The organism is Pseudomonas sp. Wu6, assembly GCF_019891515.1.
GTDB lineage: Bacteria > Pseudomonadota > Gammaproteobacteria > Pseudomonadales > Pseudomonadaceae > Aquipseudomonas > Aquipseudomonas orientalis_A.
The window spans coordinates 44,791-63,462 of record NZ_JAFLXH010000028.1 but is presented as its reverse complement, the minus strand read 5'-3'; the positions used below and the strand labels follow the sequence as shown (position 1 = coordinate 63,462).

General features: G+C 61.9%; 21 protein-coding genes. 14 read left to right on the top strand and 7 right to left on the bottom strand.

Annotation, left to right across the window (positions count from 1 at the left end; genetic code table 11):
• The first annotated feature begins 115 nt into the window (after positions 1-115).
• Positions 116-703, top strand: a complete 588-nt coding sequence (locus tag J1G34_RS19045) for an NUDIX domain-containing protein (protein WP_065884722.1) — start codon at positions 116-118, stop codon at positions 701-703.
• A gap of 589 nt (positions 704-1,292) precedes the next feature.
• On the opposite strand, the gene J1G34_RS19040 is transcribed toward J1G34_RS19045, so the two are convergent.
• Entirely contained in the window at positions 1,293-1,865 is a 573-nt protein-coding gene (locus J1G34_RS19040) for a LuxR C-terminal-related transcriptional regulator (RefSeq protein ID WP_065884721.1), read from the bottom strand.
• Between the two features lie 146 nt (positions 1,866-2,011).
• Here J1G34_RS19040 and J1G34_RS19035 point away from each other — a divergent pair, with 146 nt between their 5' ends.
• The 6 genes from J1G34_RS19035 (at position 2,012) to J1G34_RS19010 (ending at position 8,245) form a co-directional block, all read left to right on the top strand.
• On the top strand, positions 2,012-3,190 hold the full coding sequence (locus tag J1G34_RS19035) for an acetyl-CoA acetyltransferase (RefSeq protein WP_065894253.1): 1,179 nt from the start codon (positions 2,012-2,014) through the stop codon (positions 3,188-3,190).
• A 3-nt stretch (positions 3,191-3,193) separates the two neighbouring features.
• A complete protein-coding gene (locus J1G34_RS19030; RefSeq protein ID WP_065894256.1) occupies positions 3,194-4,726 on the top strand; it encodes a class I adenylate-forming enzyme family protein in 1,533 nt (510 codons plus the stop codon).
• 34 nt (positions 4,727-4,760) lie between these two features.
• A complete protein-coding gene (locus tag J1G34_RS19025) occupies positions 4,761-6,080 on the top strand; it encodes an MFS transporter (protein ID WP_065894258.1) in 1,320 nt (439 codons plus the stop codon).
• A gap of 77 nt (positions 6,081-6,157) precedes the next feature.
• Entirely contained in the window at positions 6,158-6,712 is a 555-nt protein-coding gene (locus J1G34_RS19020; protein ID WP_065897150.1) for a histidine phosphatase family protein, read from the top strand.
• 45 nt (positions 6,713-6,757) lie between these two features.
• A complete protein-coding gene (gene cobF, locus J1G34_RS19015; RefSeq protein ID WP_065897148.1) occupies positions 6,758-7,513 on the top strand; it encodes a precorrin-6A synthase (deacetylating) in 756 nt (251 codons plus the stop codon).
• 12 nt (positions 7,514-7,525) lie between these two features.
• Positions 7,526-8,245 carry an alpha/beta hydrolase gene (locus J1G34_RS19010; RefSeq protein WP_065897146.1) on the top strand — a complete coding sequence of 240 codons (720 nt, stop codon included), beginning with the start codon at positions 7,526-7,528 and terminating at the stop codon, positions 8,243-8,245.
• Positions 8,246-8,360: 115 nt separating this feature from the next.
• Here J1G34_RS19010 and J1G34_RS19005 read toward each other — a convergent pair whose 3' ends face one another.
• Together J1G34_RS19005 and J1G34_RS19000 are read right to left on the bottom strand one after the other, a co-directional pair.
• A complete protein-coding gene (locus J1G34_RS19005) occupies positions 8,361-8,915 on the bottom strand; it encodes a DcrB/PsbP domain-containing protein (protein ID WP_065894261.1) in 555 nt (184 codons plus the stop codon).
• Positions 8,916-8,987: 72 nt separating this feature from the next.
• Positions 8,988-10,796 carry a monovalent cation:proton antiporter-2 (CPA2) family protein gene (locus J1G34_RS19000; protein WP_065894262.1) on the bottom strand — a complete coding sequence of 603 codons (1,809 nt, stop codon included), beginning with the start codon at positions 10,794-10,796 and terminating at the stop codon, positions 8,988-8,990.
• On the opposite strand from J1G34_RS19000, the gene J1G34_RS18995 reads away from it, so the two are divergent.
• On the top strand, positions 10,788-10,970 hold the full coding sequence (locus J1G34_RS18995; protein WP_130138709.1) for a hypothetical protein: 183 nt from the start codon (positions 10,788-10,790) through the stop codon (positions 10,968-10,970). The two genes, J1G34_RS19000 and J1G34_RS18995, sit on opposite strands and share 9 nt — an antisense overlap.
• Before the next feature lie 67 nt (positions 10,971-11,037).
• Positions 11,038-11,934: a LysR family transcriptional regulator gene (locus tag J1G34_RS18990; protein ID WP_065894264.1), complete on the top strand. Its 897-nt coding sequence runs from the start codon at positions 11,038-11,040 to the stop codon at positions 11,932-11,934.
• On the opposite strand, the gene J1G34_RS18985 is transcribed toward J1G34_RS18990, so the two are convergent.
• Positions 11,924-12,325, bottom strand: a complete 402-nt coding sequence (locus J1G34_RS18985) for a RidA family protein (RefSeq protein WP_222994483.1) — start codon at positions 12,323-12,325, stop codon at positions 11,924-11,926. The two genes, J1G34_RS18990 and J1G34_RS18985, sit on opposite strands and share 11 nt — an antisense overlap.
• A gap of 244 nt (positions 12,326-12,569) precedes the next feature.
• On the opposite strand from J1G34_RS18985, the gene J1G34_RS18980 reads away from it, so the two are divergent.
• Positions 12,570-14,126 carry a DUF726 domain-containing protein gene (locus tag J1G34_RS18980; protein WP_222994482.1) on the top strand — a complete coding sequence of 519 codons (1,557 nt, stop codon included), beginning with the start codon at positions 12,570-12,572 and terminating at the stop codon, positions 14,124-14,126.
• A 38-nt stretch (positions 14,127-14,164) separates the two neighbouring features.
• Complete coding sequence (locus J1G34_RS18975) at positions 14,165-15,484, top strand: Nramp family divalent metal transporter (protein WP_065937423.1); 1,320 nt, start codon at positions 14,165-14,167, stop codon at positions 15,482-15,484.
• Positions 15,485-15,511: 27 nt separating this feature from the next.
• On the opposite strand, the gene J1G34_RS18970 is transcribed toward J1G34_RS18975, so the two are convergent.
• The 3 genes from J1G34_RS18970 to J1G34_RS18960 all read right to left on the bottom strand — a co-directional run bounded on the left by J1G34_RS18970 (position 15,512) and on the right by J1G34_RS18960 (position 17,318).
• Positions 15,512-15,889: a type II toxin-antitoxin system VapC family toxin gene (locus J1G34_RS18970; RefSeq protein WP_065937422.1), complete on the bottom strand. Its 378-nt coding sequence runs from the start codon at positions 15,887-15,889 to the stop codon at positions 15,512-15,514.
• On the bottom strand, positions 15,886-16,245 hold the full coding sequence (locus J1G34_RS18965) for a type II toxin-antitoxin system Phd/YefM family antitoxin (protein WP_170876043.1): 360 nt from the start codon (positions 16,243-16,245) through the stop codon (positions 15,886-15,888). Before J1G34_RS18965 ends, J1G34_RS18970 begins: the two co-directional genes overlap by 4 nt.
• A gap of 140 nt (positions 16,246-16,385) precedes the next feature.
• Positions 16,386-17,318 (bottom strand): LysR family transcriptional regulator, encoded by a 933-nt coding sequence (locus J1G34_RS18960; RefSeq protein WP_065884706.1) that lies wholly within the window; start codon positions 17,316-17,318, stop codon positions 16,386-16,388.
• Positions 17,319-17,433: 115 nt separating this feature from the next.
• Between J1G34_RS18960 and J1G34_RS18955 the strand changes: the two genes are divergently transcribed.
• The 3 genes from J1G34_RS18955 (at position 17,434) to J1G34_RS18945 (ending at position 18,645) form a co-directional block, all read left to right on the top strand.
• Positions 17,434-17,922, top strand: coding sequence for a DMT family transporter (locus tag J1G34_RS18955; protein WP_222994481.1), 489 nt, complete (start codon positions 17,434-17,436; stop codon positions 17,920-17,922).
• A 4-nt stretch (positions 17,923-17,926) separates the two neighbouring features.
• A complete protein-coding gene (locus J1G34_RS18950) occupies positions 17,927-18,382 on the top strand; it encodes a DMT family transporter (protein WP_065884704.1) in 456 nt (151 codons plus the stop codon).
• Between the two features lie 89 nt (positions 18,383-18,471).
• Positions 18,472-18,645 carry a metallothionein gene (locus J1G34_RS18945; RefSeq protein WP_083203250.1) on the top strand — a complete coding sequence of 58 codons (174 nt, stop codon included), beginning with the start codon at positions 18,472-18,474 and terminating at the stop codon, positions 18,643-18,645.
• The last annotated feature ends 27 nt before the right edge of the window (positions 18,646-18,672 follow it).

The window sequence follows — 18,672 nt, the reverse complement described above, 5'->3', positions numbered from 1 at the left end:
CGACGGCCGTGACGCAGGATTGCTTGCAAAGTGTTGCAGCGACCCATCCGGGCAACCGGCTTGACGCTGCATGGCCTGCACGCGATGCTCCGCTTCTTTGAGCAAAGGCCCGACCATGGACAACAGCCCCGTGCGCATCACCGCCGAAGAAACCCTTTCGGACAACTGGTACCTCTTGAAGAAATACAGCTTCGACCTGCGCCGTCGCGACGGCAGTTGGCAAGCCCAGACCCGCGAGGTGTATGACCGGGGCAACGGTGCGACCATCCTGTTGTACAACCGCGAGCAGCGCACGGTGCTGCTGATCCGCCAGTTCCGCATGCCGACTTTCGTCAATGATTACCCCGGTTACCTGATCGAAGCGGCGGCCGGGTTGCTCGACAACGCCAGTCCCGAAGAACGCATCCGCCTGGAAGCCGAGGAAGAGACCGGCTACCGCGTGGGGCATGTCGAAAAAGTCTATGCGGCCTTCATGAGCCCGGGGTCGGTGACCGAGCGCATTCACTTCTTTACCGGCGAATACCAGGCGGGCGACCGGGTTGGCGCCGGCGGCGGCCTGGCGGAAGAGGGCGAGGACATCGAAGTGCTGGAACTGGGGTTCGAGCAGGCGTTGGGGATGGTGGCCAGCGGGGAGATTGTGGATGGCAAGACCATCATGCTGTTGCAGCATCTGGAACTGCGGATGTTGAAAGAGCGTTGGTAGGGGGGAGCCTGACGAGCAAAATGAGGGCGTGGCGGTGCGACGATTCGTCTTGCCCCCGATGGCCATAGATATCGACACAACGCTGTAGCGCCCACCCGTAACCACGATGCGAAGCGAGTCGCTCTTGATCTTGATCTGCTTTTGATCCTAGGCGCCCCGTTAAACCACGCTGGCCGAACGCAGGCTTGAATCCGTGGGCAACCCGGCAGGACGCCGGGTTAGCCGCACTGGGCCAAGGATGGCCCATTGCGGCGGCCCACGGATTCAAGCCGGAGAGAGGGCACACCGAGCCTAGGCGAGGTGCCGAGTGGTGGGGCAAGAGCCCTTTGGTTACTTTGGGGCTTTTCCAAAGTGACCCGCCGTCAGGGCGGAACCCTAAGTGGCCGTGACCGCAGAAACGGATATGTACTCGATCTGATCCAACATCCTGGTCGGCCCTGAGGCCGCCATCGGGGGCAAGTCGAATCGTCGCACCGCCCCTCCCACATTTGGACCTCGGAGTGTCAGGTAAATACGCGTTGGCTGTTCGGCCGTCATTGGGGGCAAGCCCCCTCCCACCAAAACCAACAAACCCAACCGAAGACCCCCCTCACGCCACCATAATAATCTTCGACACCAACTCCACCACCGTCTTGGCCTGCAATTTCCTCATCAACCGTGCCCGATGCACTTCAACCGTGCGGTGGGAAATCCCCAGGCGCAGGGCGATTTCCTTTGATTTGAGCCCGTTCACGATATGCATGGCAATCTCGCGCTCCCGCGGCGTCAAGTCCCCGGTGCCCTGGTGACTGCGGTCCAGGCGTTCGAAGTGCCAGATCATCAGCTTGAACGGGTCCCTGGGTGTAAGAGTGTAGCCATGGGATTTGGCCCAGAACACCTCGCCGTTGCGATGCTGCATGAAGCGCTCGTCGGAATAAAAACCGTTGTCGCTGTCGAGCAACCAATCATGGCTGCGCTTGCCGATGGCGTGGTAGTCGGCCTTGGACGGGTAGATCAGCAAGGTCAACTGATTGACCAGCGCCTCGCGGGCATAGCCGAACAGTTTCAGGAACGCGTCGTTGCAGTCGAGTATCACGCGGTTGCTGGTGACCAACTGCGGAGCGGGGGACAGTTTGAACGCCAGGCGTTCGAGGTCTTGCAAGGGCTGGGTAAACACGGTCATGGGCATCCTGCCTCGTTGTTCAACTCACTGGCGAATACTTATCCTTGTAAAACTACTTATCCATGTAAGTAGTTACACGAATTGGCGTGCGGCCAGAGCTGGTTCATTGTAGGGGAAGTCCGGTTGAAGAACAGAAGAAATTGATTATGCCTGTTGATTGCGTGTCTATCGTTGCCGCTGGTCATTCGCGTTTTGGTCGTCTGGAAGGCACCACGCTGGAGGATCTGATTGTTCAGGTCACGCGTGAGGCCCTCAGCGATGCCGACCTTGAGGCATCGCAAATCGATGCGCTGTTCCTTGGCCACTTCAATGCCGGGCTGGTGCCCGACGGTTTTGCCGCGTCATTGCTGCTGCAGGCCGACCCCGGGCTGCGCTTCAAGCCGGCCACGCGCTGTGAAAACGCTTGTGCGTCCGGTTCGGCGGCGATCCAGGCCGGGGTCAATGCGATTCTCTCCGGCAGCGCCGAGTTGGTGCTGGTGGTGGGCGCCGAAAAAATGACCCACACCTCCACGGCTGCCGTCACCCAGGCGCTGGCCGGTGCCGGTTACCAGAACGATGCCGCCGAGGCCGGCCTGAGTTTCCCGCAGCTGTTCGGTCGCGCCGCGCGCCAATACGCCGAGCGCTACCATAGCCCGCTGGGCTCGATGGCGGCGATTGCCACCAAGAATCACTCCAATGCCATGGCCAACCCGTTGGCGCAGATGCACCGGGAGATGAATTTCGAGCACTGCAACAATGTGTCCCAGAGCAACCCGTTCGTAGCCGATTCGCTGCGCCTTACCGATTGCTCGCTGATCAGCGATGGTGCGGCGGCGATCATCCTGGCTTCACCCAAGCGCGCGCGGGCGTTCCGTCGCGATGTGCAGATTCGCGCGATGACCCAGGTCAATGACACCTTGCCTATCGCCCAGCGCGACATCCTCGCGTTTGAAGGCCCGCAGCGGGCCATTCACTCCGCCTTGCGCGGGGCCAGTGTGACCCTGGCCGACCTGAGTTTCGCCGAGGTGCATGATTGCTTCACCATCGCCGAGCTGCTGATCTACGAAGCCATGGGCCTGGCGCCCAAAGGCGAGGGGCACCGTGTACTCGACAGCGGTGTGGTGCGCGCGGGCGGGCGCTTGCCGGTGAACCTTTCCGGTGGGCTCAAGGCCAAGGGCCATCCCGTTGGCGCGACGGGTGTCTCGATGCATGCCCTGGCGTTCCGGCAATTGACCGGCGAGCCGATCGGCCTGGCGGTGCCCAACGCGGAGTTCGGGCTGGTGTTCAACATGGGTGGAATGGCGGTGGCCAACTACGCCTCGGTCCTGCATGCGCGCCGGTACTGAGCCATGAACATTGCCAACTGGTTGCACGACACCCAGCGTCGCGACCCGCAACGCCCGGCACTGTTCGACGGCGCCCGGCAAGTGGCCGACTACGCCACCTTCACCGCCCATGTGCGCCAGCGCGCCGCGCAGTTGCAGGACCAGCACGGCGTGCAGCCGGGGGATGCGGTGGCGGTGCTGATGAAAAACAGCTGCGACTACCTGGAGTTGCTCTACGCCATCTGGTGGATGGGGGCGGTGGCGGTGCCGATCAACGCCAAGCTGCATCCGACCGAGGCGGCGTGGATCGCCGATAACGCCCAGGCCCGCCTGATCTTTACCGATGGCGGCCGGGTGTTTTCAGCGCAGGACCTACCCCTGCGCTGCACAGAGCTCGATGGTCACGTGCTGCCGCCTGATGACCCTGGCGGGGCGACACGGGAGCAACCGGTGCCGCGCCAGGATCACGACCTTGCCTGGCTGTTCTATACCTCCGGCACCACCGGGCGTTCCAAGGGGGTGATGCTGTCCCATGGCAATCTGATCGCCATGTCGTTGTGTTACGCCACCGATGTCGATCCGGTGAGCGCCGACGATGCGGCGCTGTATGCCGCGCCGATGTCCCATGGCGCCGGGCTCTATAACTTCATTCACGTACGCTGCGGCGCGCGCCATGTGGTGCCGGCGTCCAATGGTTTTGACGCCGCCGAGCTGTTTGGCCTGGCGGCCGAGCTGGGCAGTGTTTCGCTGTTTGCCGCGCCGACCATGGTCAAGCGCATGGTCGAGCAGGCGCGGCGCCAGGGCTACAGCGGCGCAGGCATCAAGACCATAGTCTACGGCGGTGGCCCGATGTACCTGGCCGACTTGCGCGATGCTGTCGACACCTTTGGCGCCCGCCTGGTGCAGATCTACGGCCAGGGCGAGAGCCCGATGACCATCAGCGTGCTGCCCCGTGGGCTGATTGCCGACCGTCAACGCCCTGATTGGGCGACCCTGGCCGCGTCCGTCGGCCATGCGCAAGCCTGTGTGGAAATCCGCATCCTTGATACCGGGCACCAACCGCTGCCCATGGGAACGCGCGGCGAAATTGCCGTACGTGGCGCTACGGTGATGCAGGGGTATTGGCGCAACCCCGAGGCCACGCGCCAGGCCCTGGTCGATGGCTGGTTGCTGACCGGCGACATCGGTTTCCTCGACCCCGCCGGCTACCTGACCCTCACGGATCGCTCCAAGGACGTGATCATCAGCGGCGGCAGCAATGTCTACCCGCGCGAAGTCGAGGAGGTGCTGGCCCAGCATCCCGAGGTGTTTGAGGTGTGCGTGGTGGGTGAACCGGACCCGCAGTGGGGCGAGTCGGTGGTGGCGTTTGTGGTGACGCGCAGCGGCCAGCCCCTCGACGAAGCCGAGCTGACGGCCTGGTTCCTGGCGCGCATGGCATCGTTCAAGAAACCCAAGAAATATGTGTGGCGCAGCGAATTGCCCAAGAACAGCTACGGCAAAATCCTCAAGACCGACTTGCGGCAATCGCTCAAAGCGGCGAGTATCGCCGCGTTTTAGCATGGATCGACAAACAGACAAGGAGTCCCCCTCGATGGGCAATCACGCGCACGACACTGTCCGCAAACGCCGCCGCGCGTTTCTCGGTGCCACCTCCGGCCACTTGATCGAGTGGTACGACTATGGCGTCTACGGCTTTCTTGCCGTCTATATCGGCCAGGCGTTCTTCGTCTCCGACGACCCCACCACCAGCCTGCTGGCCAGTTTTGCCGCGTTCGCCCTGAGCTTCTTCATCCGGCCCCTGGGCGGGCTGTTCTTCGGCCCGCTGGCGGACAAGATCGGCCGGCGTAAAACCCTGATCATGGCGCTGGTGATGATGACCGGCTCCACGGTGATGCTCGGTTTGCTGCCCACGTACGCGACCCTGGGCATCGCCGCCCCGATTCTGTTGATCCTGGTGCGCTGTGTACAAGGCTTCTCGGCGGGCGGTGAAATCGGCACGGTCACCAGCTTCATTTCCGAATACGCCGGTCCCGGCCGACGCGGCTTTGCCACCTGCTGGTTGATGGTCACCGCCGTGCTTGGCCTGCTGCTGGGCGGCGCCGTGGCCAATGGCATGACCTGGGTGCTGGGCGCCGACATGATGCAGGACTGGGCCTGGCGCGTGCCGTTCCTGATCGCCGCGCCGCTGGGCTTCATTTCCATGTACATCCGCCTCAAGCTCGAAGACAGCCCCGAGTTCCTTGCCCTGCAACGCGCCGGGCAAACTTCTCGCGCACCCCTGCGCGAAGTCTGGCAGTGGAAGCGCGCGATTGCCCTGGTGTTCTTCATCATCACCTTGCACAGCTCGATCTTTTACCTGGTGCTGACCTTTGCCTCGACCTACATGGCCAAGATTCTCAAGTTCGACAGCGGCACCACCTTGCTTTATGTGTTCGTCGCCAGCTTCTCGGCGGCCTTCGTCATGCCGTTCGGCGGCGCCTTCACCGATAGGTACGGGCGCAAGCCGTTCCTGATGGTGATCGGCACACTGGCGACCCTGGCGATGTTCTGGCTGTTCAAGATGGCACCGACCGCCACGCCGGCAACCTTCTTCGCGCCGTTGATGGCGGTGGCGATTCTGTTCGGCCTGTACGCTTCGTCCACCTATGCGCTGATGAGCGAACTGCTGCCCACGCGCATCCGTTCCACCGGGATTGCCGTGGCGTACAACGTGCCCGTTGCGGTGTTTGGCGGCAGCGCGCCGCTGATCTCCACCTGGCTGATCAAGGTGACCGGTGACATCACCTCGCCCTGGTACTTCTATGTGGCGACCGGGGTGGTGTCGCTGATCGCGTTGGTGCTGCTGCGCAAGGAGGACTTCGTGGCCAGCACCAGCCCGGCGGCAGTGCCTGCGGCGGCGGCATTGGCTTGAGGGCGCGGTCGCCGGGCGTTGCATCGAGGCGTTAACTGCGCCAGGCTTGGCAGCCTGATCCCGGCGGAGCGAATGGCGTGCAGGCTACCCGATTGACCCTGATCTGCCATGCGGCCACGGCGGCGCAGAAACAGGCACGTTTTGCCGATGACGAGTCGCTGCTCATGGACTGGCAAGGCTCGCAACTGTCTTTGGCAGGCCATTACCCCAAGGCAGCGCGCCTGGTGTGCGGGCCGGAGGCACGAGCCCGGCAGACGGCGGCGTTATTCGGTGCGCAGCCGTGCACCGAAGCGGCCCTGCGCGACCTGGACCTGGGGCGCTGGAAAGGCCAGGCTATCGGCGATCTCGACAGTGATCAGATGAACGCCTGGCTCACCGACAGTGCCGCCGCGCCCCATGGTGGCGAGACGCTGGGGCAGTTGTGCAGGCGGGTCGGGGACTGGATCAAGTCCCAGGAACGTCAGCCCGGCCATGTGCTGGCAGTGACCCATCCGTTCGTTATCCGCGCTGCGCTGCTGTTCGTCATGCAGTGCCCGGTCTCGATGTTCTACCGGATCGACGTTGAACCGCTGTCGCGCACCGAACTGCGCTTCAATGCAGTCTGGCGCCTGCGTCTGGAAACTTACGCCTGACGCCCCGATCATGGCAAAATCCACGCTCCGCAATGAGAGCAACCCATGAAACGCATCCTGATCATCGGCATCGGCGCCGGCAACCCCGACTACATCACGATGCAGGCCGTGAAGGCGCTGAACCGCACCGACGTGTTTTTCCTGATGGACAAGGGCCAGAGCAAGGACAAACTGATCGACCTGCGGCGTGAAATCTGCGAGACCTATATCACCGAGTCCGGCTATCGCTTCGTCGAGGCCGATTGCCCTGAGCGCGCGCGCGGTGATATCGACTACACCACCGCCGTGCGGGACCTCAACCGCGACAAGCAGCAAACCTTCGAGCGTATGATCAACGAGGAAATGGCCGACGGCGAAGTGGGCGCGTTTCTGGCCTGGGGTGACCCGGCGTTGTACGACAGCACCATTCGCATCCTGCAGGCGATCCTGGCCGACGGCCGCTGTGAATTCGAGTTTGAGGTGATCCCCGGCATCACCAGCGTGCAGGCTCTGGCGGCCCGGCATAAAGTGCCGTTGAACCGGATCGGTAAATCCATTGAAATCACCACCGGGCGGCGCCTGGCGGCGGGGCAGGCGAGTGATGCCGACACCCTGGTGGTGATGCTCGATGCCGAAGACTCCTACCGCAGCGTGGCCGATCAAGACCTGGACATCTATTGGGGCGCCTACCTGGGCACGCCGGATGAAATCCTGATCAGCGGCAAAGTGGCTGATGTGGCGCAAGACATCCAACGGGTACGCAAGGCTGCGCGGCTCGCCAATGGCTGGATCATGGACACCTATTTGTTGCGCAAACCCTGAGGGACAGTTCCCATGCTCAAATTGCTCGCGCTCACCCTGACCCTGCTGGCCGGTGTCGCCCAGGCGGATGCCGACCTGCACACCGACTTGCCGCTGTCGTACCTGGAGCAAACCCAGGGCGATTCACGCAACCAGCCGCTGGTGATTTTCCTGCATGGCTTTGGCAGCAACGAGGAAGACCTGTTCGGCATCAAGGATGCGCTGCCTTCCACCTGGACCTACCTGTCGGTGCGTGCGCCGCTGCCGGTGGAGCCACGTGGCTATCGCTGGTTCACCAAGGCCCCCGGTGACGGTGATTACGATGGCGTGACCGCCGATCTGCAGAGCAGCGCCAGGCTGATTGAAGACTTCGTGGCCAAGGCCACCGCCAAGTATCACACCATGAGTGATCGTGTGTTTCTGGTCGGGTTCAGCCAGGGCGCGATCATGTCCTATGAAGTGGGCTTGCGCAGACCCGAGCTGCTGCGTGGCATAGCGGCCCTGAGCGGCAGTGTGTTGCCGGTGCTAAAGGCCGAGCTCAAGCAGGATGAAGCGTTGGGCAAGCTGGCGATCTTTATCGGCCATGGCACGTTGGACCAGGCGCTGCCTTATGCGTTGGGGACGCGGGCGAATGCGGTGCTCGAGGGGATTGGGTTGAAGCCGGAATTTCATGGGTATCCCGGGATGAACCATACGATCAGCGAAGCGGAAATCCAGGATTTAAAAGCCTGGCTGGAGAAAAGTTTGAAGTGAAACGCAGTTGAAAATGTGGGAGGGGGCTTGCCCCCGATAGCGATCTTTCAGTCAAAGATATTGAGACTGACACACCGCTATCGGGGGCAAGCCCCCTCCCACATTGGAGATTGGCTTACTTGCCGCCGGTAATCTGCTTGACCAGCGCAGCATGCCCCTTTACATCATCCGCTCGCGAAATCGCCTGGATCACCAGCAGCTGATTGCCGGAACCGCCGAGAAAGGTGGAGTTCAACGTCTTGCCGCCGCCCTGGGTGGCGGTGCTGTCGACTTGCCGCAGGCCGAGGCCTTTGTAGGTGAGTTTTTTCTCGTTTTGCTTCTTGAAGTCGGGCAGGGCGGCGCTCTGGTTCTTGACGAAATCGGCTACGGCGCCATCGAGGAACTGCGGGTCGTTGTCCTTGATGGCTACCCCATCGTTACGTACGGTTTCGGCGACGATCACCACGCTTTTGGTGGTGGCGTTGGCGTACAGGGTGCCCTGGGTATCGGCGGTGCCATCATCGGCTTTACCGGAAGGCAGGGTATCGGCGGTGTAGGCCTTGGGCAGGTCGAAGGTGAACTTGCCGCCCAGGGTGGAGATGGTTTGCGTGGTCGCCTTGGAGGCAGCCCATACGCTGCCGGCGGTAAGCGCAAGGGCCAGCAGCAGTGCAGTCTTGGTGAACGTGGCCATGAAGCGCTCCAGAGATGAACGAAATTGCGGCGTATTCTGTCAGAAAATTCGCAAGATCGTTCACCTGCCACCTCACACCTTGTCGGACTCTTCTTGCAGCCGATCCATCTCGAACAGGCGCGCCAGTTCGGTACGGGCTTCCTGGGCGGTCTGCATGACTTTGGCCGCATCGTCGTACACCGCATGCTGGGCGGCGAGGACCTGCTGGTCGTGGGCCTTGAAGCGGTCGATGCGCGCATCGGCCTGAGCCTGGCTCAAGCCGAGGCCGACCAGGGTGCGTCGGCTCATCTCCAGGCTGGAATAAAAGGTTTCACGCACCGGTGAGGCGTCCAGGTCCACCAGGCGGTGTACGTGCTGGCGGTTACGCGCGCGGGCGATGATCTTCATGTGCGGGTAGAGGTTGCGCACCAGTTCGGCGGTCTTGATGTTGATCTCCGGGTCATCCATGGCGATCACGAAGAACTCCGCCTGTTCGACCTTGGCCGCATGCAGGATTTCCGGGCGTTGCGGGTCGCCGTAGAACACCGGCATGCCGCCGAAACTGCGGGTCAGTTCGATGGTTTCCACCGAGGTGTCCAGGGCAATGAACGAGACGTTCTGCGCGCGCAGGATACGCGCGACGATCTGGCCCATCCGGCCCATGCCGGCGATCACCACACGCGGTGCATCGCCTTCGATGGCGCGGTATTCCTCGGGTACGTCCACCGACTTGACCTTGGGTTTGAACAGCTTCGGGCATATCAACAGCAGCAGCGGTGTCACGGCCATGGACAGGGTGATGGTCAGCACCAGCACATCGTAGAGATGCGGCTCGAACAGGCCCTGGTCGCGCCCGATCTTGAACACCACAAAAGCAAACTCACCGCCGGCCGCCAGCACCACGCCCAGGCGCAGGGCACTTTCACGATTGAGCTCACCCACCTTGCGACCCACGGCGTACAACAGCGGCAGTTTCAACCCGATCAACAGCAAGGTCAGCCCGATCACCACCAGCGGTGTGCTGAGCAGCAGGCTGAGGTTGGCGCCCATGCCCACGCTGATAAAGAACAGACCCAGCAGCAGGCCCTTGAACGGTTCGATCTGGGATTCCAGTTCGTGGCGGTATTCGGAGTCCGCCAGCAGCAGCCCGGCGAGGAAAGCGCCGAGAGCCATGGACACGCCCACCAGTTCCATCAGCCAGGCGGTACCGATCACCACCAGCAACGCGGTGGCGGTGGAGACTTCGCGCAGGCCGGTCTTGGCGACGATGCGAAACACCGGGCGCAACAGGTAGCGCCCGCCGATGATCACTACGGCGATGCTGCCCAGGATCTGCAAGACGTGCTGCACGCCCTGGGCTTCGGTGGTCGGATGATCGCTGCCGGCCAGCAGCGGCACCATGGCGATCAAGGGGATTGCCGCGATGTCCTGGAACAACAGGATCGCAAAGGCCAGGCGCCCATGGGGTTGGTTGAGTTCCTTGCGCTCGGCCAGGCTTTGCAGGCCGAACGCGGTGGAGGACAGCGCCAGGCCCAGGCCCAGCACAATCGCGCTGTTCCATGACTGGCCAAACAGCCACAGCGCCACCACGCCCATGACCAGCCCGGTGAGCAGCACCTGGGCCAGACCGACACCGAATACCGCCTTGCGCATCACCCACAAGCGTTTGGGCGAAAGCTCCAGGCCGATGATGAACAGCAGCAGCACCACGCCCAATTCGGAGAACTGCGCCACGCTTTGCGGGTTGCCGATCAGGCCCAGGACCGAGGGGCCGATGATCACACCGGCGAACAGATAGCCCAGCACCGCGCCCAGTTGCAGGCGCTTGGCCAGGGGCACGGCCAGCACGGCGGCGAACAGGAATACCACGGCTGCTTGTAACAGGTTGCCTTCATGGGGCATTACGAACTCCAGGATGCTCAAAACCAAATCGACTGGCGCGTATTAGAGCGCTTTTTACCGCGTGATAATTGTGTTTTTGCCGCGTGGGGTGGCATGTTTGCCTGGATTAGGGCATTGAATACACAGGATTACATCGGCATGTCGCGCAACTGCCATCCGCGCGATGGGCGGTGAGTTGGCGATCATTGCGACGTTTTCCGGTGGTCAGGTGAAGATCGATTATATTGGATAAGTCAACCTCATGAACCAGCTCCTTGCCCTACGCGCTTTCGTCCGTGTCGTCGACACCGGTTCATTCAGCCGTGCGTCTGACCAACTGGGGCTGCCACGTTCCACCGTCAGCAAGTTGATCATCGACCTTGAGAAGCACCTGGGCGTCCAGTTGATGCACCGCACCACCCGTGTCCTGACGCCGACGTCCGATGGGTTGGAGTATTGCCAGCAGGCCCGTCGCCTGGTGGCGGAGCTGGATGAAGTGGACAGTGCCATGCGCGGTCAGTTGCTCAAACCCGGCGGGCACCTGCGGGTGGATGCGCCGGCGTCGTTTGCCAACTGCCTGCTGATTCCCGCGCTGGTGGATTTTCATCGTGAGTATCCGGATATCACCGTCGCCCTGGGGATCAGTGATCGTGCGGTCAATATCGTGGGGGAGGGCGTGGATTGCGTGATCCGCGCCGGCAAGCTTGATGACATGGCGATGATCGGCCGCAAAGTGGCGGACCTGCAATACCTGACCTGCGCCGCGCCCAGTTACCTGGCGCGTCGGGGGCTGCCGGTATCCCCGGAAGACCTGGCGCACAACCACCTCAAGGCCGGCTATTTCTCTGCCGGGTCGGGTAAGGCCCAGCCGCTGGTTTTCGAGCGGGACGGCAGGTGCATCGAGGTGGGCGATTGCGCCTACTCCAGCAATGACGGCAACGGCCTCAAGGAAATGCTGCTGGCAGGCTTGGGCGTCGGGCAGCATTTCAAGTCAATCGTGCAGCACTACGTGGACAATGGCCAATTGGTCAGCGTGTTGTCGGACTGGTCACGCCCGGCCACGCCGCTGCACATTCTCTACCCACCCAATCGCCATCAGAGCGCGCGACTCAGGGTGTTTGTCGAGTGGGTGATTCATACGTTCGGGGTCAGGGAATAATCGCAGTCACGCGGATTTCCACGCGCATCGCCGGCAAGCCCAGGGCTTCGACACCCACCTGCGTCCAGATCGGCGCATGGTTGGGCATGTACTGACGGTAGTGCTTGACCATCGCCTCGTTGACCTCGGGCGGAAAACCGCCGACGTGGTAGGAATTGACGTGAATCACGTGCTCCCAGCACGTGCCGGCGGTCGCGAGGGTGCGTTCCAGGTTATGGAAGGCCTGGGTGATTTCGTCCGCCAGGTCGGCGGGAATCTGGAACTCATCGTCCCAGCCGCCCTGGCCTGAGGTTTCCACGCGATCGCCGACTTTTACCGCTTGCGAATAATGCAGGTGCTGGCGCATGTAATCGCCGTAGCCTGGGGTGACAAAAAATTCGGGCTTGCTCATGGTGATTCCTCGGTTCGGTAAAGGACTGAACCCAGGCTATAGCAGCCAATGCGCGAACAAAATCCCGAATTTATGCCATGACTGTCCATCCACCTGGATAATCGGCGAATTCTTGTGGGGTGGCTGCGGTGCAGGTTCACGCAAGAAAGAGGGCGCCGGCGCAGGCCTTTTCCCCCTGCGGCACGACGTTCAACCCTGGCCTTTGATACTATCCTCCTCCCTCGTCACCAGGAGTCACCGCCCCATGCAGCACCAGTGGGATGAAATGCACCGTACCCGCAAGCCCACGTTTGTACTGTGCGGCGAGCCCCAGGGGGACGTGCTCAATCTCTATGTTCACGGTTATTCGGCGTTTTTCAGCCGGCAGCAGTTGGCTGGCTTCAAGGAACAGTTGGCGGGCATTGAAGGCTCGACCAACCTCATGCTGTTCTGGCCGGCGGGGCACTTTCTGGAAAACCTGTTTGCGCCGTTCAAGGAGGTGATCGCCTCGATGCTGGGCGGAGGCGGCCTGGGCGCGGCGACGGTGGGGGTGGGCAAGGCGATTGCTTACTTTCTCGACCATTACAAAAGTGTCGAGGCGCGTGTCGATGAAGTGGCCAGGACCTTGTTGCCCGAGCTGGCGAGCTACCTGCACGCCGAATCGCTCCAGGTGCGGCAAATCAATCTCATCGGTCACTCTCTGGGTGCGCGGATCGTGGTCAAGAGTGTGCTGGCCAGCCCTGAAATCGCCCATGAACTGCCGTTGAACAATCTGTTGCTGATGGGCGGGGCGATTTGTACGTCGAGCCCGTGGGAGGCGGTGACGGCGCCGCTCAGGGGGCGGGTGATCAATTGCCACTCCAGCAAGGACTGGGCACTGGCGATGAAGCCGGACACCGAGCGTTGCATTGGCCGCTATGCCATCGCAGTGACGCCGGCCCTGAAGGCCAAGGTCACCAATGTTCACCTGGCCAGTTTCGACCATGCCGCCTACTGGCCGCAGTTGAAAACAGTGGTGCAGTACACCGATCTGCTGCAGGAGCGCCGGGGCCTGATCCGCGCTGACCTGCGCAGCAGTGAAGTGCGCTTTGCCGAAGAGGATGCGGACTTGTTCCCGATCCTGATGCAGGCGCGACCGGATGAGTTGAAATTTCTCGCCGAGTTGATGGCACAAAAGCGCAGTGCCTCGATTGATGCCGGAGTGCGCGAACCGCGCAAGCTCGCCATCGAGTTGCAGCGCATGGGCGGCGACAGCTTTATGAACCTGGCCCGTGGTCACGGTGTGGCCTATCGGCAGATCGCCGAAGCGGTGGCGCAACGCCTGGGCATCAAGTTCGACGATGCCGTTGCCAGCGTTGCCCTGGCGGATATCGAAGCGCAGGTTGCGCAAACGCTGATCGAGCAGTACCAGGACAAACTCAGCGCTGCCGACCGTCAGGCGTTCGAGGCCGAACTCAAGGCCGCGATGCACAAAGAGCAAGGCTTGTTCAGGCGTTTCAACGTTGGCCGTTCGGCCACCACCGCCTTGAGCGGCACCGCATTGGCCGGGCTTACCGGGTTTATTGTGCGACGCGGTGCCGCCACGGCGATTCCGGTGGTGGGCCAGGCGGTGGCGGCCGCAATGTTGCTGGTCAGCGGCGTACGGGCGTTTTCCGGACCGGCTTATTCGATCACAACCCTGGCGGTGCTGGTGGTCGGCGTGATTCGCCAGCGCCTGGAACGTGAGGCGCTGAATCAGGAACTGGACCTGGTGGTGCAAGTGGTTGAAACGTTTGACCTGCCCCGGGAGACGGTGATGCGCACGGTCGCGTCGGACTGCTAAGCTGGCGCCCTGACTTGTGTGTTTGCCTGGGATACCGCGTGAAATTCAGCCTGCCGAAAATTGCTACCGCCCCCTTCTGCCCGCCGGAAGTGGCCGGCTCCGTTGCCGTTGACCCCAAAGCGTCGTTTTTCAAGCGCGCCCTGATGTTCGCCGGCCCCGGCCTGTTGATCTCCATCGGCTACATGGACCCCGGCAACTGGGCGACCGCCATCGAAGCCGGGTCGCGCTATGGCTACAGCCTGTTATTTGTAGTGTTGCTGGCGAGCCTGGCGGGGATGGCGGTGCAGTGCCTGTGCTCGCGGCTGGGTATCGCGACCGGCAAGGACCTGGCGCAACTGTGCCGCGAGCGCTACAGCACGCGCTCGGCACGCACACAGTGGGCGCTGGCGGAAGTTTCCATCATCGCCACCGACCTCGCCGAGGTGCTCGGCTGCGCCCTGGCGTTTCACCTGCTGCTCGGTGTGTCGCTGACCACCGGTATCGTCATCACCGCCTTCGACACGTTGTTGATCCTGGCTTTGCAGAACCGTGGTTTCCGCCGACTGGAAGCAATCATGCTGGCGCTGGTTGCGACCATTGGCGTGTGTTTCTTCATCGAACTGGTGTTGATCAAACCCTACTGGCCGGACGTGCTCAGTGGCTTCACCCCATCCCTGTCGGCCATCAGCGATGCCGCGCCGCTGTATCTGGCCATCGGTATCCTCGGTGCGACCGTGATGCCGCATAACCTCTACCTGCACACCTCCATTGTGCAGACCCGCCTGATCGGCAAGGACCTGGCCAGCAAACAGGACGCGGTCAAGCTGGCACGCATCGACACCATCGGCTCGCTGGCCCTGGCCCTGCTGGTCAACGCGGCCATCCTGGTGCTGGCCGCCGCAGCGTTCCACAAGACCGGCCATACCGAGGTGGTGGAGATTCAGGACGCCTATCATCTGCTCGACCCGCTGGTGGGCGGCGCGTTCGCCAGCATCCTGTTCGGCATCGCCTTGCTGGCCTCCGGCCAGAGTTCGACCTTCACCGGCACGATCGCCGGGCAGGTGATCATGGAGGGCTACCTGAACCTGCGCATCCCGTGCTGGCAGCGCCGCCTGATCACCCGTGGGCTGGCGCTGATCCCGGCGTTTCTCGGAGTGTGGCTGATGGGCGACGACGCCATCGGCAAGCTGCTGATTCTGAGCCAGGTGGTCCTGAGCCTGCAGTTGCCCTTCGCGCTATACCCGCTGATCCGCATGACCGGCGACAAGCAGCTGATGGGACCATTCGTTAACCGCCTGCCCACCCGATTGCTGGCATGGTTTTTATTTGCGGTGATCAGTGGAGCGAATGCCTGGTTGATCGGGCAGTGGGTGTTCTGAGTGACCTGTCTGCTGCTGGGCCATGACCTACACCAGAATGGCGAGAGGGCTGTAATGGGCAACTTGCGGATCAGAGGTCAACAGTTTCATGGGTTCACTAATTGCTGTGGCGACAATCAGTCGATCGAAGGGATCTTTTTGATGTGGCTCGAGCTCCTTGACCGCAATAGCGTGCTCTGAGGTGATCGGCAATTGGATAAACCCGCTCTCCAAACAGTGATCACGGATTTCGTCCAGATCGACATCGAGCTTCCCCATGCTGACCTTGATGGCCATTTCCCAGAATGTCGCGGCGCTCACGTAAACATCGGCGGCATTTTCAATCAATCTGAGCGCTTTGCTGGATAACCTCGGGTCATCATTGAGTGCCCAAAGCAGAATATGGGTATCCAGCAGCACCCTCATGAATGGGCACCTTCGAACGCATCCAGCAGGTCTTTCGACAGCGGCGCGTCAAAGTCCTGGGGGATGACCAGCTTGCCTTTCATAGCGCCGATTCGCCGAGCCTTGGACTTGCCGATGGGAACAAGCTGCGCCATTGCGCGCCCGTGCTTGGCGATGGTAATGACTTTGCCGGCGGCAGCCTCATCGACCCATTTCGACAGATTATTTTTTGCCTCGCCCAAAGGTATGATGGTCATCTGGTTTTCCCCGTGTTTTGGCCAAAAACAGCCAAAACTACGTGAGCTATCAAAAATGGCTGAACCACCTGCTGAAGCCGCTCGTTCAGTGGGCGACGGTTTGCAGTACATGACATCCATGGCATTACTCCAAAATAGGTTTCGCCGAGAGTCTGCCGCAGCTCGGCGTACCAGGGAATGCTGGCCCGGAAAAACAGAATGAGCCTACATTTTTCCGTAGGAATTCCCCTCACAGATGTCCGTTCGACGTTCAGGGGAACTCACCGATCCCAATACGGCACCGTCCCAAAACACTCCACGAAATAATCGATCACCGTGCGCACCTTGAGCGAGAGCCTGCGGCTGCCCGGCCATAACGCCGCGATCTGCTGGGGCTCCAGGGTGGTTGCCACCTCGTATTCCGTCAGTACCGCCTGCAAGGTGCCCGCGCGCAGGCTCTCGCCGATCAGCCAGGAGGGAAACACCACCAGCCCCAGGCCTTGCTCGGCGGCGTGGGTCAGGGTGTCGGCGTGGTTGCCGGTAATCGGGCCCTTGACGCTGTAGGCGCTCCAGTCGCCCTGGTCGCGACGCAAGAACCAGCGCTCCTGGCCTTTGATGCCCTTGTAGGCCAGGCATCGGTGATTGACCAGTTCGTCGGGATGGCGCGGCGTGCCGTGCCGCGCCAGGTAGGCGGGGCTGGCGGCGAGGCGAAAGCGTTGCGGCGCGAAGATCCGCGCCTGCATGCTGGAATCATTGAGTACGCCGATGCGAAACAGCAGGTCGGTGCCGTCTTGCAGCGGGTCGACGAAGGTATCGGTTTGCTGGATGTCCAGTTGCAGCTTCGGATAGCGTCGGCACAGTTCCCCCAGCCACGGCGAAAGGTGGCGCTGGCCGAACACCATTGGCGCATTGATGCGCACCAGTCCGCTGGGTTCGCTGTCCTGCTCTTGCAGGGCCTGGCTGGCAGTCTCCAGTTGCTCGAGCATCAGCCGCGCATGCCGCCCGAGCAGGCGACCGGCTTCGGTGGGGCTCACGGCGCGGGTGTGGCGGTACAGCAACTGCTGGCCGAGGGCTTGCTCCATCAGTTGGATCTGCCGCGAAATGGAGGAGGGCGCAAGGCCTTCGCGGCGCGCTACCTCGGAAAAACTGCCTTGGTCCAGCACCGCGACGAACAGGCGCAGCGCCTTGAAACTCAACTCGTTCAAACCTTGCATGGCGGCTCCGGGCTGTGCGTTTTGCGCAAAGGTGTTGTCTGCATGCTGCCATTTATCGCACAACTCGACCACCGGATAATGCACCCCTGTTTTTTTCTTGAAGTGCGGGTGATGTATGCAGGCAGGTTCTATCGAAGGTACGGCCCAGTCGCGGCCGAAGCGGAACATGCTTCGGTTGCTGTTGCTGCCGTTGGTCATCCTGGCAGGCATGGGCCTGTCGGTGGAGGCCGGTTTGCTCGGGCCATTGGGGGTGCAGGTCGGGCATTTATGGGCCACGTTGAGCATCTTTGGCGTCGGCTCGGCGATCCTGTTTCTGCTGTTGTTGTTCAGCGGCCCGCAAAAGGGCCCGGCTTTCACGCAACTGCCGCGCTGGCAGTTGATCGGCGGTTTCCTGGGGCCGATGTACGTGGTGGTGCTGACCCTGGCCACGCCCCATATCGGTGTGGCCATGACGATGATTGCGATCCTCTCCGGCCAAGTGGGCAAGAGCGTGCTGATCGACCATTTCGGCTGGTTCGGCACGGCGCGCAAGCGGGTCAATGTGGAGCGCTGGATAGCCCTGGTGTTGATTGTGGCGGCACTTGTTCTGATTGCACGAGGGTAAGGCGATGAATCTGATTGTGTTGTTGGTCGTGGTGGTCGCCGCAGGTGCGGTATTGAGCGTGCAGGCCGCCATCAACGGTCGTCTGGGCCAGACCGTCGGGGTGTTGCGCAGTAGCCTGCTGACCTTTGCGGTCGGTGCGCTCACCACCGCGCTGCTGATTTTTTTCTTTGAGCCCGCCCAGGCTGTCAGTTTGCTGGAGGTGCCCAAGTGGCAGTTGACCGGTGCCCTGTTCGGCGTGGTGTACATGATGGTAATGGTCGGCGCCGTGCCGGTGGTGGGTACGGCGGTTGCCACGGTAGCGGTGATCGTGGGGCAATTGGGCATGGGCATGCTGATCGACAACTTCGGCTGGCTGGGCAACCCCGCGATCGAGTTGTCCGGTAGCCGGATCGTGGCGATGCTGTGCCTGGCCCTGGCCCTGGTGTTCATGTATCGCAGCAATACGCGTCAGGCTGACTGACGGCGCTGAACCTTGGCGCCGTGCCTGGAGTCACTGTTTAAGGTGTGGCATTCGCCGCGCCGTGACGACCATGAAGAAGGAGTCTGACCATGCCGGATCAAACCTGTGCCTGCCCACACTGCAAATGCGTACTGGGTGTCGACGCGATAATGAAGGACGGCAAGGGCTACTGCTGCCAGGGCTGCGCCGAGCATCATGCGCACGGTGAGCCGTGCGCGGCGGCAACGGGTTGCGAATGCGCCAAGTCGTCTGCCAACGCCTGAGATGATTGATCGGCGGGCCCTTGCCCC